The organism is Cyanobium sp. Maggiore-St4-Cus (genome assembly GCF_024345615.1).
Lineage (GTDB): Bacteria > Cyanobacteriota > Cyanobacteriia > PCC-6307 > Cyanobiaceae > Cyanobium_A > Cyanobium_A usitatum.
This window is the reverse complement of record NZ_JAGQBL010000018.1, coordinates 1-17,226: the sequence shown is the minus strand read 5'-3', so window position 1 is coordinate 17,226 and position 17,226 is coordinate 1. Positions and strand designations below refer to the sequence as shown.

Annotated in this window: 13 protein-coding genes; 7 read left to right on the top strand and 6 right to left on the bottom strand. The window is 51.6% G+C overall.

The window, feature by feature from the left end; translation table 11 throughout:
* The first annotated feature begins 347 nt into the window (after nt 1-347).
* On the top strand, nt 348-3,095 hold the full coding sequence (locus KBY99_RS13805) for an MGH1-like glycoside hydrolase domain-containing protein (protein WP_254999638.1): 2,748 nt from the start codon (nt 348-350) through the stop codon (nt 3,093-3,095).
* A 28-nt stretch (nt 3,096-3,123) separates the two neighbouring features.
* Here the strand turns inward: KBY99_RS13805 and KBY99_RS13800 are convergent, their stop codons facing one another.
* Nucleotides 3,124-3,615, bottom strand: coding sequence for a hypothetical protein (locus tag KBY99_RS13800; protein WP_254999637.1), 492 nt, complete (start codon nt 3,613-3,615; stop codon nt 3,124-3,126).
* A gap of 378 nt (nt 3,616-3,993) precedes the next feature.
* Between KBY99_RS13800 and KBY99_RS13795 the strand changes: the two genes are divergently transcribed.
* A complete protein-coding gene (locus KBY99_RS13795; RefSeq protein ID WP_254999636.1) occupies nt 3,994-4,701 on the top strand; it encodes a carbamoyl-phosphate synthase in 708 nt (235 codons plus the stop codon).
* Between the two features lie 57 nt (nt 4,702-4,758).
* Nucleotides 4,759-4,929 (top strand): hypothetical protein, encoded by a 171-nt coding sequence (locus KBY99_RS13790; protein WP_254999635.1) that lies wholly within the window; start codon nt 4,759-4,761, stop codon nt 4,927-4,929.
* A gap of 322 nt (nt 4,930-5,251) precedes the next feature.
* On the opposite strand, the gene KBY99_RS13785 is transcribed toward KBY99_RS13790, so the two are convergent.
* Entirely contained in the window at nt 5,252-5,752 is a 501-nt protein-coding gene (locus KBY99_RS13785) for a hypothetical protein (protein ID WP_254999634.1), read from the bottom strand.
* Between the two features lie 1,355 nt (nt 5,753-7,107).
* Between KBY99_RS13785 and KBY99_RS13780 the strand changes: the two genes are divergently transcribed.
* Together KBY99_RS13780 and KBY99_RS13775 are read left to right on the top strand one after the other, a co-directional pair.
* Nucleotides 7,108-7,314, top strand: a complete 207-nt coding sequence (locus tag KBY99_RS13780; RefSeq protein ID WP_254999633.1) for a hypothetical protein — start codon at nt 7,108-7,110, stop codon at nt 7,312-7,314.
* Nucleotides 7,315-7,589: 275 nt separating this feature from the next.
* The gene (locus KBY99_RS13775) at nt 7,590-8,576 is read left to right on the top strand and encodes a carbamoyl-phosphate synthase (RefSeq protein WP_254999631.1); all 987 of its coding nucleotides are present in this window, start codon (nt 7,590-7,592) and stop codon (nt 8,574-8,576) included.
* A 285-nt stretch (nt 8,577-8,861) separates the two neighbouring features.
* On the opposite strand, the gene KBY99_RS13770 is transcribed toward KBY99_RS13775, so the two are convergent.
* Together KBY99_RS13770 and KBY99_RS13765 are read right to left on the bottom strand one after the other, a co-directional pair.
* Nucleotides 8,862-9,689: a S1C family serine protease gene (locus KBY99_RS13770; protein WP_254999629.1), complete on the bottom strand. Its 828-nt coding sequence runs from the start codon at nt 9,687-9,689 to the stop codon at nt 8,862-8,864.
* A 1,151-nt stretch (nt 9,690-10,840) separates the two neighbouring features.
* On the bottom strand, nt 10,841-11,161 hold the full coding sequence (locus KBY99_RS13765; RefSeq protein ID WP_254999628.1) for a hypothetical protein: 321 nt from the start codon (nt 11,159-11,161) through the stop codon (nt 10,841-10,843).
* A 69-nt stretch (nt 11,162-11,230) separates the two neighbouring features.
* Here KBY99_RS13765 and KBY99_RS13760 point away from each other — a divergent pair, with 69 nt between their 5' ends.
* Both KBY99_RS13760 and KBY99_RS13755 read left to right on the top strand, forming a co-directional pair.
* Nucleotides 11,231-12,604 carry a carbamoyl-phosphate synthase gene (locus KBY99_RS13760; RefSeq protein ID WP_315857999.1) on the top strand — a complete coding sequence of 458 codons (1,374 nt, stop codon included), beginning with the start codon at nt 11,231-11,233 and terminating at the stop codon, nt 12,602-12,604.
* A 105-nt stretch (nt 12,605-12,709) separates the two neighbouring features.
* Nucleotides 12,710-13,942, top strand: coding sequence for a class I SAM-dependent methyltransferase (locus KBY99_RS13755; RefSeq protein WP_254999626.1), 1,233 nt, complete (start codon nt 12,710-12,712; stop codon nt 13,940-13,942).
* Between the two features lie 724 nt (nt 13,943-14,666).
* Here the strand turns inward: KBY99_RS13755 and KBY99_RS13750 are convergent.
* Together KBY99_RS13750 and KBY99_RS13745 are read right to left on the bottom strand one after the other, a co-directional pair.
* Nucleotides 14,667-15,557, bottom strand: coding sequence for a helix-turn-helix domain-containing protein (locus KBY99_RS13750; protein WP_254999625.1), 891 nt, complete (start codon nt 15,555-15,557; stop codon nt 14,667-14,669).
* Between the two features lie 47 nt (nt 15,558-15,604).
* The coding region (locus KBY99_RS13745; RefSeq protein WP_254999623.1) for a tyrosine-type recombinase/integrase at nt 15,605-17,226 on the bottom strand (1,622 nt) is incomplete at its 5' end.

The window sequence follows — 17,226 nt, the reverse complement described above, 5'->3', positions numbered from 1 at the left end:
CGCAGGGTGATGATTGAAATCTCTCTTCGGCTGCTTGACAAAGGAGAATGATCAGCATTAGGGGAACACTGCTGGCCGGTGATTGGTTGACCTAATGCTCAATCAACGGCCTTCATGTCATTTTGTCAGCCTCTGAACAACCTGATGGGACTACGCACCTTTAGCGCTGGCAAAGCTTTTCGGCCTTCATGCCTGTTGTTCCAGGTGCGCCGTGATGAACTTGCTGATGCGCAGTAGTCACTTATCCAGCCGCTCATGGGGTCACCCCTACCCCCACCCACTGGAAGTGGCAGCCTGAACAGCCCACTCTTAGGGTGACGGGGAATGATTTCAAGCCTTCGTTAACCATGGTGGTGTCCCAGGCCCACGCTTCAGAAGCCCTCTCGCCTGAGCAGCAGCGACTAGCGGAGGCTGACCAGGGCCAAAGGCCGTGGAGAGCGTGGGGTCCCTACCTGAGCGAAAGGCAGTGGGGCACCGTGCGCGAGGACGACAGCCCCGATGGCGATGCCTGGGAATCCTTCAGCCACGATCAGGCACGATCCCGCACCTACCAATGGGGAGAGGATGGCTTGGCAGGCATCAGCGATGACCGCCAGCTGCTTTGCTTCGCCTTAGCACTCTGGAATGGCAAAGACCCGATCATTAAGGAACGCCTCTTTGGCCTCACCAACAGCGAAGGGAACCACGGCGAAGATGTCAAAGAATATTATTACTACCTGGATTCAACACCAACGCATTCCTACATGCGTTATCTCTACAAGTATCCGCTCAATGCCTTTCCCTACGAAGATCTTGTAGCTGTAAACAAAGCAAGGTCGCGACACGAGTCGGAATACGAACTAATCGACACGGGGATCTTTGATAAGAATGAATACTGCGACGTTGAAGTCGAATATGCCAAGGCTAATCCAGAGGATCTGCTGATCCAAATCACGGTTCATAATCGCTCCGATCAAGCAGCCAGTATCGCTGTTCTGCCAACCCTCTGGTTTCGCAATAGTTGGGAGCAGGGCGACAACGCCAAACCCTTTATTAAGGTGCAGCCGGGTGAATCAGGTGCAGCCATCATTCATGCGACGCATCCTGGCCTTGGCGATTTTGCGTTGCACTGTAAGGATGCTGATGAACTGGTCTTCACGGATAACGAAACTAACACAGAAATCATCTACGACAAGCCAAATCAATCTCCCTACACCAAATGTGGCATTAACCGCTACATAGTTCATGGCGAAATAGCAGCTGTCAACCCATCCCAGCGTGGCACCAAAGCATCCGCAGTTCATCACCTCTCGATTGGTGCTCATGCCTCGCACACGATCCAATTACGATTGGCCAAGTCAACGTCTGAATCAAATAACGACTCTGCCTATTACGACTTTGATCAGATCCTGGATCGCAGAAAACAGGACTGCGATGACTACTACACCAGGGTGATGCCACCTGGTTTAAGCACCGAGCAAAAGCTGGTGTTTAGGCAGGCAGTGGCAGGGATGCTGTGGTCCAAACAGTTCTACAACTACGACATTGCTCCCTGGCTCCAGCAGCGTGGCATTGATCCCCTGGGTGCCGTGAACGGCCAGGGATTCAGAAATCAGCAGTGGAATCACATGAACAACTGTGATGTGATCTCCATGCCAGACAAATGGGAATACCCCTGGTATGCGGCCTGGGATCTAGCTTTCCACAGCATGGCGTTTTCACTCGTGGATCCGAGCTTCGCCAAGCAACAGCTCAGCTTGATGTTGAGCAGCCAGTACCTGCACCCCAACGGGCAAATTCCAGCCTATGAGTGGAACTTCGGCGATGTCAACCCACCCGTACATGCCTGGGCAACCTATCTCGTCTACTTAACCGATGCATCACTCCATGGCCAGGCTGATCATCAGTGGCTGAAACAAAGCTTCCACAAGCTTCTCATCAACTTTACCTGGTGGGTGAATCGAAAAGATGCCGACGGTAATAGTGTGTTCCAAGGTGGCTTCCTTGGACTTGATAATATTGGTATTTTTGACCGCACTGAATCGCCAGAGATGGGCGGCCGGCTCGAGCAGGCCGATGGCACAGCGTGGATGGCCTTCTACGCCCAGACCATGGTCAATATCGCCGTTGAGTTGGCACGAAGCGATGAAACGTATCGCGAATATATAGCCAAATTTATCAAGCACTATTTAAGAATCGCCCATGCGATGGTCAATCGCAATGCGAGCGAGAGCATGTGGGATGAAGAGGAAGGATTCTTTTATGATGTCCTCCGCAAAAGCGACGGCAGCTCAACTCGCCTGAAAGTCAGATCGATGGTCGGGCTGATTCCATTGTGCGCCGTACACGTGTTCGAGCAGGATGTCGTGGAACAATTTCCAGAAATTGGCGATTACTTGCAACACATGCGGGATAAATATCCAGACCAACAAAGCTCTTTTCACGACATCAGGCTCAAGGGCTATGCTAACCGACAAATGATGTCAGCCCTCGATGAAACCAATCTTCGCCGCGTGCTGAAGATCATGCTCGATACTGATGAGTTTCTCAGTGACCATGGCATTCGCTCGATTTCGAAACGGCACGAACGTGACCCCTATCGCTTTGTCCACAATCAACAGGAGTACGTTGTCCAATACCTGCCGGCCGAGTCCGATTCTGGTCTGTTCGGCGGTAACAGCAACTGGCGCGGGCCGATCTGGATGCCTGTCAACTTCGCGATCATTCGCTCCTTGACTGTCTACTACACGTATTACGGCAACGACTTCAAGGTTGAATTCCCGACAGGCAGCGGCCAGATGGCAAATCTCTACGAAATTGCCGAGAATCTCGCGCACAGACTCGTTTCCATTTTCACACGCAATACTGAAGGTCTAAGGCCAGTCTTTGGCAGTCAGCAGACCTTCCAGAACGACCCCCACTGGAAGGACCATCTGCTGTTTTATGAGTACTTCCATGGTGACAATGGGGCCGGCATTGGTGCCAGCCACCAGACGGGCTGGAGTGGTCTGGTGCTTAATTTGCTTCACTACTTCGCCGCCAACACTCAGGAGAGTCGGTTAGCGAGTGGCGGCAATACGGGACCCATGCCCCATGGGCGGCACTGCGTCGATTGAGGGAGGGTGACAGAAAGACTGCCTTAGATCACAGTCCCAGTGACATTAACAACAGAAGCCATAGAACTGCAAATGCCCAAGGCAAAACAATGTGCGGTAAGGAACCTTGATGTAATGTCCATGGATTATCACGAAGGGCCTTGCTTGATCCAAGCATTGGAACCAGCTTAGGGCTTTTAGCCAACTTGTTAATATGCATTGACAAGTACGCGCGCCTGTTTTCGAGTGGCTTGCGTACTCGCTCAGCAGCCCTGATAGCTATTGCTACGGTTATACAACAAAACAGGCCCAAAAGAGGCAGTGCAATTCGCAAGAGATGAGCACTGGGGGAATGATTGCCTGAGCCCAAAAGGACAACAAAAGCGGTTATCAGAAAAGATTGAGAGGTAAAAAGCCAAGACAAGCGATTGAGTATCCATTGCTGCTCAGTCATGAGCAATTGTTCTATGTATGCCGCAAGGGCCAGTGCGTCTTTTAAGTCAATGCTATCAATTGACTCGTTGAAATTGTCGTCAGGCATTGACATGATTGAATTTAGTACGGGCAAGAAGTTTTTTCTTGAAATGATTAAGCGGGGCGTGGGATGGCGTGACCCCTTTCGCTGCTTCAGTTCTTATGAGAGCCGAATGCGGTCTGTAGGCTTTGTACTCGATTAGGGGCCACTCTGCCAACAGCTTTGCTTCCTGGACCGAGGCAAACAGTTTGATGTATGGCCCCATTGAATGACTCCACAAATGGGTTCTCCCAGTGTGATCCGGGCGGTATGTGCGCCGTTCCAGAATCACTGCCTGTCTGCCACTCCTGCAATGCCTGGGCAATGAACTCAGGGCCATAGTTCATCCGTAGGTGAGCAGAAGACGTCAAGGCTACCCAAGGCACCGCCCAAGATCTGGGTGTGATGGAGGTGAACCTCAAAGATGCCGTCAAGTTCAACTACGGCTTCCAAGGAGAACTCCAAGGAGCACTCCAAGGGGCGGGCACACCCAACGAGGCAGGTCTTGGTGCCTTCATCCCCTTAAAGGTCAGCAAGAACAGAGTTTCCTACGTGGACGTGCTGGTCAATTCCAGCTTCAATGACTACGGCAGCTACAGCAGCATCATCAATACGACTGTTTCTGGGACTATCTTTTCTACCTCCACACGCCTGGGGCATCGCTGGTTAGACAGCAACCGCTCCTGGATGTATGGCATCAATGCGGGCTATGACAGTCGTCCAATGGCAACAGGACCTACGGATAACGGTGTAGCTATTACCAACTCGCAAACGGTGTTCTTCCAGCAGGTTGCAGCAAGCCTGGAAGCAGTCTCCAACACTTGGAACTTCAATGCCTATGCACTGGTGCCCGTTAGTGACGTAGATAAAATACTCAACAGTAGCTACGGCGGAGTGTCGCTGTACGCATATGGTCTTGATGCTGGCTACAGCATTACTCCACGCCTTAATGTCGCCTTAGGAAGTTACTACCAATTAGGCGACTGTGGCTGTGTAAACGATTTTGGTGTACGTGGACGCATCGCCTACTCCCTCACAAATGGGGTCTCCATTGGCGCCAACCTCTCTTACGACCCGTCTTTTGAGACAAGGGTGGGGGGTGACATCAAATAGCGCTTTGGAGCCAATGGCTATGGAGCACCAAGCATTAGGAGCCAGCAGCCAGTTGTGATGCCTGCCATTCAGGCTCTATCAACAACGCCAGTCAGTAGAACTGTGCGGCTGCACGACGAAGCTTACGCTGACGAAGCTTACTCTCTTGCGACCATCGCTATTCCAGGCCTGATTGATAATGATTTCGACGTCGCTTTTAATCAAATTTATACGAAAAGACCCAAATAAGAGATATTTTAAGATATAAGATAAGGTATAGAAGAAAGGGACCCTAACCCGACCAAGCCTCTGCTCTGCCACCGCAGGGGCTTTTTATTGCTTCAATCACTCCCAAAGCACCTAGAACGCCAAGCAATACCTGGCACCACCTCTGACCTTCACCGCTATCTGTCGCCAGTCGTCGGGGAACTTATTGAAGTGAATGCCAAAGCAAGGGGCGGCGGATCAACTGCCAGGTGATCATATCCACATCAGCAGGTGTAAGTTGACGCCACTCTGCTTTCGAGGGAAGGATCAAATACTCGGGGTAACAACTTTATTAGAATGGAAATCAAGATGCAAGCGATGCATGAAAGATCACGCTTGTTTCACTATTTGGCGCAACTGCGCCTGAGGGGTATGGCGGCACGGAGTGGAACTCTAGGTATGCCTGTGGTTGAAGAAAATCTGCAAAAAAGATATTGGAATAACCTCCGCCTTCAATTGAGAATTGCAATCCGTCACCAGTGAGCTGGGGGCTTGACATGGTCTTGTCACGTGCTAATAAATTGTCTCCTTCGTATGGGCTATTTCCTGGAATAGAGGTGCCAGCGGGGTAGAGACCTGTGATTTTATCTCCATTTCTTTTCCCCTTTATGCCAAGGATATTGACAAAGCCATCGCCGTCTATATCAGTATCCGTGATGAGTTTTCCTCGGGCTTTAATTTTTGGTCCCGCATAGCTTTCTGGAGTCTCATATCTCCACTCCCACTTCAGCGTCGTTTTGCCTGCGTTTGACTGTTTAGGGTTTATATGTGGGGCAAGAGTGCTTGCGCGAGTAGCCTTGGCCATGAAAAAGGCGAATTAGTTTAATTTATTCTTGTTCTTTATTCCTGCTGCGTCTAGTGACCAGGAAAGTTTCCGCGCCCTCTGGACAACCCACTGCGCAATCTGCGCAACAGGCCGCTGCCTCAAGGAGGCAAGCCCACCAACACCTCCTCCCCGAGCCACGCCGCGAGGAGCTGGTAGAGCCCCTGCGCGCTGCGTGGACAAAGTGGGGCCTATGAACTCAGAACAGCTTCAAAGCCTTGCTGCGCTGGCTCTGGCGATCAGTTGGCTGAGAATCTCATTGTTCTCAGTTTGTTGCTTATGGCCTGTGATTGTCCTGTGAATTGCTGATCTGTGCTGAGTGCTTGTTCTGGCTAATTGCTCGTCTTCGCTATCCAGTGATCGTGTTGCTTCAGTGGTGGAGCGCAGAAGATGCGGGCTTGCCAAGACCTCCTGGTAGATCCTGCCGACTGCACTGGTCACCGCCTCTTGCATCGTGCTTGGCCAGCCGACTTGGCTGCCTTTTTGGCGCAGCTCGGCCTCCAGCTCTTGAAGAACCCTTGGGTAGGCGCGTCTTGCCCTTGCTTCGTCCCGTTCCCCTGTGGAGCGTTCAAGCCTCCTCAGGGGCTTTCCACGCGTGTTCTTAATCGTTGCTCTGAGGTTTGTGGGCACAGGTAGGCCAACCACCCACATTTGGGTGTCCCTGCGGAACCGGAGCCCAAGAAGCACGCTTTGAGGTAGGTCGGTAGCGAAGCGTCCCTTGGCCATCTGTCAAGCCCTGGCTTATGAGCCTTTGATAAACGTGGTTGATAAACGCTGGCCTCGGTGCTGATCACCGCAAGACCCCGAAACCCCCTCTGCCAGTTTCGGCAACCCATCTGAACCAAAAAGCCGGCTAACGGATTTGAACCGATGGCCTTCGCTTTACCTGTGCCCCTGGGCTCTAAACGCTTGTCATCGCACGGCTTTTACTAGTCCGTTTATCAACAATTGACAAACGTGACGGCAAACGTCCGGATAGGTCGAAAAGGACAGATTCGAAATGATTTGAAACGACACCTTGCTTCGGCGGCTGGGTTCTCCGGTCTGCTGGGTTCAGGCGTGGCGTTTATCCACCGCGTTTATCAATTGATACTGCTCTGCCCCAGATCCTGTTGGGGTAATGGATTTGTGGGAAAAATGGCTTTTGGCTAGTGAAAGCCAGCTTGATCGGGACCTATGGAGACAGGTTTGACCAATACGAAAGGGTCCGAGGTCACCTGAGCCCACCTCCACCCCGAAGAAAATAAAGACCAAGGCCCCGGCATGGGGGAAGGACGGAGGAACCAAGAAGCGTTCCTGGCCACGGAAATTTCTACCAAAAACAGCAGCCGGATTGGATGGGCCTTGAGCAGGTAGCCGGTGGTGAACCAGCCCCGCTCAGCCCTGAGCCACGCCGCCAGGAGCCTGTGGCGGTCCTGGCCATCGAGCAGCTCGGCCGGCACTGCCGACAGCCTTCCCTTCGGGTGCCGGGCGCGGGCTATGTCCTGCGCGTGGGCAGCGTCCATCGCCTCCGCCATCTCGATGCCGAAGCCGGCACCATCTGAGAAGAACACCGCGAACTGGGGCATGGGCAGTGCAGCGGTTCACCCTGGTGATAGCGCAGCTTGGGTCTAAGTCCCCCCCACCCCTACCGGTGGCATCAGCGGCCATGGCCGGTAGCGAGGTGGCTGATGGAGGACGCATTCCCTGCTCAGGCGGCAGCTCCGGGGCGTGATTAGGTCGGTGGTGCCGATGCAGGCAATTTCCCCACTGACCCGTAATCCCTGCCAGAGCGTCACATCCGCGGCAACCTTGCTGACACCTGAGCTAGCAACTTGCCTTGCAGCACCCCATCCGCCTGAGCCTCGCCCTGGCAGGCACTGCTGCTCTGGCATTGGCATCACTACCTTTTGACATCAGCCCTGCAGCAGCGCAAGAGCCAAAAGCTGAAAGCACGGAGGCAGCAGACCTTGGCGTGATGGGCGTCAACCTCAAGGATGCCATCAAGCTCAACTACGGGTTTCAAGGAGCACTACAAGGTGCTGGCACACCGAACGAAGCAGGGCTTGGTGCCTTCATCCCCCTAAAGGTCAGCAAGAACAGCGTTGCCTTTGTGGATGTGCTGGTGAATGCCAACTTCAATGACTACGGCAACTACAGCAGCATCGTAAAAACCACCGTTGCTGGCACCACCTTCTCCACCTCAACCCGTCTTGGGTACCGCTGGCTGAACAGAAACCGCTCTTGGATGTATGGCATCAATGCTGGTTACGACAGCAGACCAATGGCAACAGGACCTACGGATAATGGTGTGCCTGTCACCAACTCCCAAACAGTCTTCTTTCAGCAGGTGGCAGCTGGCATTGAAGCGGTCTCCAACACTTGGAACTTCAATGCATATGCACTGGTGCCCGCTGGTGACGTAGATAAAATACTCAATAGTAACTACGGCGGAGGTTCGCTGTATACATATGGACTTGATGCTGGCTACAGCATTACACCCCAACTCAATGTCAAGATAGGAAGTTACTACCAATTAGGCGACTGTGGCTGCGTAAACGATTTTGGTGTACGAGGACGCATCGCCTACTCACTCACAAATGGGGTCTCCATTGGCGCCAACCTCTCCTACGACCCGTCTTTTGATACAAGGGTATCTGGTGACATCAAATATCGCTTTGGTACCAATGGTTATGGAGCGCCAAGCATTAGAAGCAAGCAGCCAGTTGTGTTGCCTGTTGTTCAAGCGCTATCAACAACGCCAGCCAATAGGGATGTGCGGGTGCACGACTCTCCTGCGGCTGGAATAGTTATTAATGGCCTGTGACCCCTAATGAATATCAGCGCCGCGATGACGCCAGGAAGCTCTGGCGAAAGCTCCGGGACTAGGGATGGAAGCAGGTTGATCCGTAGTGGCGCGCCGAGATCGACCCATAGGGGCACTAGGTACCAGGCTCGCCTTCCTTAAGCACGACCGTTACCCGATGGCCTGGGAACAGTTCTTTGGCAGCCTTGAGGACTTCGTGCTTGTCTGCAGCGGAGACCGATGACGCAGGGAGAAGTAATCAGGAGATGTCGATAATATGTATTAGATAGCAAACCAAGATTGAGTTCAGTTCGGCGGAGAAAAAGCAAATACCCCGCCATTGACATCGACGCGAATATCACCGTCTCCATCTTTCACCCAGTCGCCCTCATAGACCTGCCCTTTGACAATCACTTCGGCCTTAGTGCCCTCCCAAAGCACCACGGTCCGCGTTAGCCCGTTGGGCTCAACTACGTCATAGACGGTGTCCCCATTGCTATTAACCCTGGAACGCACCTGACAGCGGAAGCCATCGAGGCTGTCGGAGCCGGCTGTCAGCTGAAACCAGCAGGTGGGGCTACTGCTTTGGGGCTGTCCTGGGTTGAATCGGGGCTCAGGCTGCGCTGGTGGCACCGGATTGGCAAGGAAGCTATCGACCGTAGAGGTGGAAATAGCAAAGTTCAGTCCCTCGCTGCCCTCTAGCTTGAAGGTCACCACTCCGACCACGCAGCCGGTGCGATCAATTAAGGGACCTCCAGAGTTACCTGGGTTGATCGGAGCATCAATTTGTAGGATCTGGGCGTCCTCGCGCAGGCTGCTCACCACACCACGAGTAAGGCTGAACTCAAGACCTTCCGGCGCACCGATGGCTACGACTTCTGCTCCTACGTTGGGCTTGGTGGGTTTAAGCCTGAGCGGTTTACCCCTTACTGCGTTTACCTCCAATAAAGCCAGGTCGGTCAGCGGAGACTCGCCTCCGGCGTTGCTCACTACGGCAGCGCTATCTTGACTCCCATCAGCCCATTTCACCGTGACCTCGTTGAATCCTTCGACGACGTGGGCATTAGTAACCAGAAGGGTCTTGCCGTTCTGATGTCGTAGTACAAAGCCGCTACCGGTCCCGCCGTCCCTCATTACCACAACCACTCCGGGCTTGGTCTCAGTGAAAAGGGCCTCCGAGCTGAGGTTCTGATTGGTGCAAGCAGCCGCCGATGGAACCTGGATTGGTTTCTGAGCTGCTGGTGGGCTTTGACAGCTAGCCGCCAGCAAGAGCAGGGCTGAAAGAAGTCCAACACGCCTAAACTGCCGGGTTGTCGTCATAGCTGAGGAGTCCGGTTCAGACAGTGTAAAAGATAGGTCCCATCGGCTGGTAACGCCATTGCTGGTTATGTTCTCCTTGATCACCCACGAGCGAGAAATGAGTGGCGACAATCCGCCAAGGCCTTATGCAAGCAGCAGAATGATTATTGAACAGGAGTTTGGGTAATCTGATTGCTCAATATTCACCCGGACGTTTGGGCGTATTACTGAGCGTACTTTCCGTAATAGATTCTTTGCCTTCCATTCCAATCTGACAGGTACTGTTGTATCCAACGGGGGGCTCTCCAGATGGGCACTTGGGATTGTTGGAAGCCCTAAATGTTCCACCGGTTAAGCGGAGAACGCCAGCGCCTTCCCAAAAGGACCATTTGCATTTCCAGCCTGGCTTCCCAGCAAGAATGGAGTCATGCCCGAGCGCAACGAAGCCAAGGCTCGGATTGTATTGACAGGTTACTTGCTGACAGTTGCCTCCGCCAACATATGCGGATCCAGCAGGACATTGATTTCCCTCTGCGATATCAGCCCCCTGTGACGTTATAACCCTAGTTGTAATTGGTGGAGAGGCATCCCCAGTCATTGCTCTGACACAACCGGCATAGTCTTTCGCCTCGCTACACAGCCTGTGAATCTTTGGATCAACCTGAGCCATCACGGGAACCGCCAGTAGAACGGCTATGGCTATTGGAAGATGACGCATGGCGAGAACATATGTTGACATAGTCTATATCAGATTTGAGAGTCTCTAAACCCACTTCCCCATTCGAGCATCCCATTCTTGCCCATTCTCAATTTGAGGAATCCAGTTCCCGCCTCCTTGGGCTGATACGTTCCCTTCTGGGAAGAGTTCAATCCTCTTTGGATGGTTACCAAACTTCTTTTGAAGCATCAGCCGCTCGTCCGCTATCTTTTTATCGTGGTTAGATTGCGGGACTAGGTTCATTCTTAGTTGATTGCTGGGTAGTCTTTTACTTCAATTCGATTCGCTCAATGAGCTGTTGAAGCCGTTGGTCCTGCCTTTGTAATTGGCTTGTGAGAGATACCCCAAGAACAAAAAGAGCAGTCAGCCAGACAGCAGAGGTCAAAACAACGGCCCTCAAGGGGAAGCTCGGACCACGATCAGGAATCTCCTCCTCGTCTGAGGATTTCTTCTCTTTCTTGATCTTGGTGATCAGGACAGGCTCGACCTCTGGTTCCTCAAGGGTCAAGATCAATCGCAACAGTGCTTCTGACGTGGCTTGGCTGGTGGCTTGCAGGTGGGGCACTAATCCTGCTGGCAACCACAGCACTGACCACTTAAGCCAGACACCGCAGCAAGTTTGTGCCAAATTGCGGCAACGAACTTAGGTGGAATTTACTTGCTGTCATCAACCCGCCTAAGGCTCTCCCTCACGTCAACCGCAGCACTGGCACTGGCATCCATACCCTTTGGGGCGGCAAGAGCAGAGGACACCAAGGTTGCTCAAGCCCCTGCCACCGCCAAAGACCTGGGCGTGATGGTCATCAACCTCAAGGAAGCCGTCAAGTTCAACTACGGCTTCCAAGGAGCACTCCAAGGAGCTGGCACACCGAACGAAGCAGGGCTTGGTGCCTTCATCCCCCTAAAGGTCAGCAAGAACAGCGTCTCCTACGTGGACGTGCTGGTCAATGCCAACTTCAATGACTACGGCAACTACTCCAGCATCGTCAGAACCACCGTTGCTGGCACCACCTTCTCCACCTCAACCCGCCTGGGCTACCGCTGGCTCAATGGCAACCGTTCTTGGATGTATGGCATCAATGCGGGCTATGACAGCCGTCCAATGGCTACAGGACCTGCCGATACAGGAGCCAATCTCACTTTCAACAACACGGTGTTCTTTCAACAAGCAGCCGTAAACCTGGAAGCGAGTTCCAACAAATTGAATCTCAATGCATATGCGTTAGTCCCTTTTGGTAGTGGATCTGTCAGCGATGGGACCGTATACGTTTTAAACGATTACTATCTAGCAGGAGCGCTTAATACCTATGGATTCAATGCTGGCTACAGCGTGACACCAGATTTAAGAGCCTCAGTCGGTTACTACTATCAAAATGGGGACCTGGGTGAGGCTAATGGCTCTGGTTTCCTTGGACGTATTGACTACGATCTCGTTGATGGTCTGACATTGGGCGTAAGCTTGTCCTATGACCAGGCGTACGAAACACGCGTATCTGGCAATGTCAAATACCGATTTGGTGGCAATGGATATCGTTCGCCGAGCAAGAAGTATGCGCAGGGCATGCCAGTTATACAAGCGCTAACGGCAACTCCTGGCAATCGTGACGTGCGAGTTCACGATGCCACTCTCGCTGAATTGTTGATGATGCGTGGTCTGGCATTTGCATCAGACACATCGAAGGTGATTAGTGAAAAAGAGGTTACTGCCATTAAAGAATTTCTACTTAGTGGTGGTGTCAGGGGCGACGCGGTGACAAGGTTCGTAAGACCGTCCTACGCTTCGGGTCGTGGAGGGAATGGTGGAAATGGTGGCAGTGTTGGGGTTGCTGGTGGGACTGGTGGAAATGGTGGCAGTGCTGGGGTTGCTGGTGGGACTGGTGGAAATGGTGGAAGTGGTGGTGGTGGGGTTGGTGTTGCTGGTGCTGGTGGGAATGGTGGTGCTGGTGGGGTTTTTGGGACTGGTGGAAATGGTGGGAATGGTGGTGCTGGTGGGACGGGTGGAAATGGTGGGTGTGGTGGGCTTGGGTGTTGAGCATGAAATTGTTGAATTCAGGGAATTGAACAAGCTGCATCTTGTCAATCACTCCGATGGCATCTGCATTGACTACCCAAGAGCCTCCATCTCTTTTCAACTGATATGAAGATCAGTCCATCAAGTGATGTTGTCTCCAATCAATATGAACAGTGGATTTATCCTGAGCCCATTCTTGATCTCCCAGCCTGGCTGAGCGGTCATTGGGAGTGGTTCGACCCTATCCATAGTCACCGTTTATTTTGGCCTGATCGCACCTACTGGAAAGGCATTGATATCTTGGTTGCGGGGTGCGGCAGCAATCAGGCAGCCGTCATTGCCTATACCAATCCAGATGCACGGGTTGTGGCGATTGATGTAAGCCAAAATTCTCTAGATCATCAACAACTTCTCAAGGAACGTTACGACATAAATAATTTGGAATTGCATCTACTCCCGATCGAACAGGCAAAAAGCTTGAATCTAGAATTTGATTTAATCATATCAACTGGCGTACTTCACCACTTGTTAGAACCTAAACAAGGAATGAAGGCCTTGGCAGAATGCCTTCGAAAGGAAGGGGTGATCGCCTTGATGCTGTACGCCAAGTATGGACGAATTGGGGTTGAGATGCTTCAAGGAGTTTTCCGTGAACTTGGACTTGGGCAAAATGAAGATTCTATTTTAATGGTTAAAGAAGTGCTAGCGGGGCTCGGTCAAGATCATCCGATTTGGCCGTATTTCTTAATTGCTGAGGACTTGAAGTTCGACACTGGCTTGGTAGATACTTTTTTGCACCAGCGCGACCGAAGCTATAGCATTAACGACTGCTTTGAATTGGTCAACTCTGCTGGGCTTGTAGTTCAAGACTTCTTCTTGAAAGCACCTTATCACTTGCCAACCACCGCCTCAAGCGCCTTTCATTCGGCATTAGCAGGTATGCCAGAACAGCAGAAGTGGTCCATAATGGAACGAATTAATGTCCACAATGGCTGCCACTATTTTACTGCTTGCCGAGCTGACCGAGCAAGGAAAAGTTATAAAATTGACTTCGACTCGCCAGATGCGATTAAGTATGTTCCGTCGTTCCGGTATCGCTGCAATCTAGAATCCAATCAGCTTACTCGAAGCAATTGGAGTATAAATCTTGATCCCATTCGCTTATCGCTTGTAAAGCAAATAGATGGCCACCGCACGATTCAAGAAATCGTGTATGAGGCATCCCACAGTGGCGCGCTTCCTGCCCTTAGCCAAACTGAGATGGAGGAGTTCGGCGTATCGCTAATTCAGGAGCTTTGGCAGCTCGACTTCCTAGCAATTGGTCTTGAGTCAAATAAGGGTCTGGATGTTTGTTCTTAAGGCATTAATCGGTCAGGACATTTTCCATTCCGACAGGTGAGTACACGGTATGAATGCTCGGCATAGCAAGGGATTTCCACACCTCCATACCTATTCCTGGAAACCTTACGGTCTGATAATTTGTAAGGGCAGGCAGGACATTGCCCACCCACCCCGTTTACTCATTTAAAAGGGTAAGCCCATGTCATCATGGTCGTAAGCATCGTTGAAGCATCTCATGACACTATTGATAATTCCTCTTTGTCCATCATTAATAAGGTTTGAAAATCTTCCATCTTTTCTTGTTACCGTTAATCACTGTCATGGTCAACATAAACAATGATTTCATCATCAATTATGTTACCGCTCAAGCCTTCGGCTTTCGCTAACCATAGTTTCAATTAAGAATAATATAATTTGTCTTTTTCTTCTTTCTTGTTTTTCTTCTTCCTTCCAGTGGGATGCTCGCTTCGCTCGCTTTGTAATTACTGGGAAATCGATAGTTGAGTTTGTCTTCCCTTTTGTGTCTTTCCTTAGGGCTTTCTCTCTCGGTACCATTTGACTTTCCCGCAAGAAGCGCCTTCATTGCTGGTCTTGCTCACTAGCTGTTCCTGGTATCGGCTGAACAACGTGTTCTCCAAGCCGTCACTACGATTTGGTAGTTATCACTATCATGCAGGGGGACTCTGTTCGCCGCTGTTTAGATCGATTGTGGCGCAAGCGTTTTGCGGCAATAAGGGGGTGTTCAAAACGCTAGCCTCTTCGCTAGCCGCTGGATGGGTGTCATGTGCTCTGTGTCGGCCTCATCTGTCGCTTGTGCTTCGACTTCCGCTGCCATCAGCTTGAACATGCTTATGGCCTCTTTGTGCGCTTGGCTGGCAATGAAGTCGGGCCTGATCTTCCCCCACTGTGCAGCAGCCTCTCGGTCTTTCTTTGTCGGAGGTAGACCTTTGATGTAGCTGTCATTTTCCTCGAACACAGTGTTTGGAGGGAACTTTGGTATGTAAATGTTTGAGTTTGGAAAATCTTCAGCCTTCTTTTCCTGTACTTTTTGGAACTTAAAGATATGATCAACAGAAGGGCCTTTCCACCAGCCTCTCCTGACGGCACCAACAAGTTGATCTAGGGCTTTCTGGGCATCTTGTAATGAGAAGACAGCATAGGAACCTCTACGGGGCCCCATGGGTTGAGTGAAGCGATTCCTGCCGCGAAGCCACTTCTGGATGCTTGGAGCATGACTAAAGGCCCTGAGCACCTCCTGGTGCTTAACGCGCAGTTTCCTGCGGTCTGCTTCCAGTTCCTCTGCTGTGGCCAGGGCTTCCTCTGCCTGATTCTTGAGGTCATTGAACTCATTCTCGTTGAGTTTAGTATTTTTCTTCTTGCTCCGAGTGGTGTACACATTCCACCGCTTCTTCTCCTTGTTATAGCCATATTCCTTTACAGGTTTTGGATTTTTAAGCTTGCGGTTGACGTTGTGTTCAGGGACTGTCGATTCTCCATTCATCCTGATTATCCGCGTTGCAGTGCTTCTGCTGACGCCAAATCTTTTTGCTGTTTCGCTTATGCTTCCTGATTCTAGGTAGAATTCAATGAGCAGTCTGGCTTGCTGTGGGTTTAGTTTTGGTGGTCTTGGCATAAATTTGTTTGTTGATTGGTTTCTGATTGATGGTTAGGAGTGGAAGGTCATAAGCTTTTGCTTACAGTTAGAGGGCAACTCGGTTCTGCCTGGTTGTCAAGATTTACCCCTTTAGCTTCCTTGATCACCTCCGGCAGAGTCATCGTTGAGACCTTCTTGGGGAAAGGTGCCTCCCACTCCGTGCCAATGACGTTTGCGGCCGCCCTGAGCTTCTTCAGGTCCTCTCGTGTGTAGTGGTCAGTCATGCCGCCTGCGTGGCCCATCAATTTCTTCTTCAGCCCCTCGGGTAGCTCATAGCCCAGGTCGCCTCCAGCTCCATGCCTAAATGCATGTGGGTTGATCCTTCCTTCAAGTTTGAGCTTCTTCTCGATCAGTCTTGTCCAGTTCCCGGCTGCATCCTTAGGGCTTTTGGTTTTGTTCCAGGAATTGTTGATCACGTACTCCTCTTCCCTTCCCCTTTCGGGAAGCAGCCATTTCTCAAGGCGGTCGTTGAGCGGCACGTAGCGAATGCCTTCCGCAGTTTTTGAAAACTGAAGGTCAAAGAACCAGGACCCTTCGATTTGGACCAAGTCTTCCCACTTGAGTGATAGAGATTCGCTTACTCGAAGCGTTGTGTTGTCCATCAACAACAGCCATAGCCATCTGTATCGATCCTTTTCGTTCAGGTAGGCATGGTCGAGGGCTTTCTTGACGTCCTCTTTCTTCGTGGCTTTATCGCGTTGCTTGAGCTTGGCTGTGCGTTTGTCTGTCTTGATCTTCCGGTAGATCGGTTTTGTCCGCTCTTGGCCATCTCGTAGTGATTGATGTTTAAGGAGTGAGACAATGGTTGTTGCCATACCGTTAGCACTTTCAGGACCTAGCGGCCTGCCGTTCCACCCTTCTGTGGCGAGATGTTCAATGAATTGGTTCAGGTTTTGGGTATTAATGTCTTCAAGACCGTTTTTCTTGATGATCTTTCCCCAGGCCCTAAGGGCATACTCGTGAGACTGGATTGCCGACGCCGACAAGTTGTTCCATTTGATCTTGTGTTCGGCGACTTCCACCAGGGTCACTGGCTTTGGTTTGTTCGCGGCTTCTCGGAGTTCTTTTCCAGCTTCGCTTTCCTTAGCGAGGTAGCCGACCTCATTGATTTGTTGGCCAAACCTGCCTGCTTCCCTCAGTCCTCTCTTTAGGCTTTTCTCGGCTAGTTGTAATTCTGTACCGTTTAAGGACAGCCCTTGCCGTCTGAGGAGTTCTCTGGCGATCAGTTGGCTGAGTTCCTCATTGTCCTCAGTTTGTTGCTTATGGCTTCTGATTGTCCTGAGAACCGCTGATCCTTTCTTAGTGCTTGCTTTGGTGAATTGCGTGTCTTCGCCATCCAGGCAATCCAGTGATCGTGATGCTTCGGTGGTGGAGCGCAGAAGATGCGGGCTTGCCAAGACCTCCTGGTAGATCCTGCCGACTGCACTGGTCACCGCCTCTTGCATCGTGCTTGGCCAGCCGGCTTGGCTGCCTTTCTGGCGCAGCTCGGCCTCCAGCTCTTGAAGGACCCTTGGGTAGGCCCGTCTTGCCCTTGCTTCGTCCCGTTCCCCTGTGGAGCGTTCAAGCCTCCTCAGGGGCTTTCCACGCGTGTTCTTAATCGTTGCTCTGAGGTTTGTGGGCACAGGTAGGCCAACCACCCACATTTGGG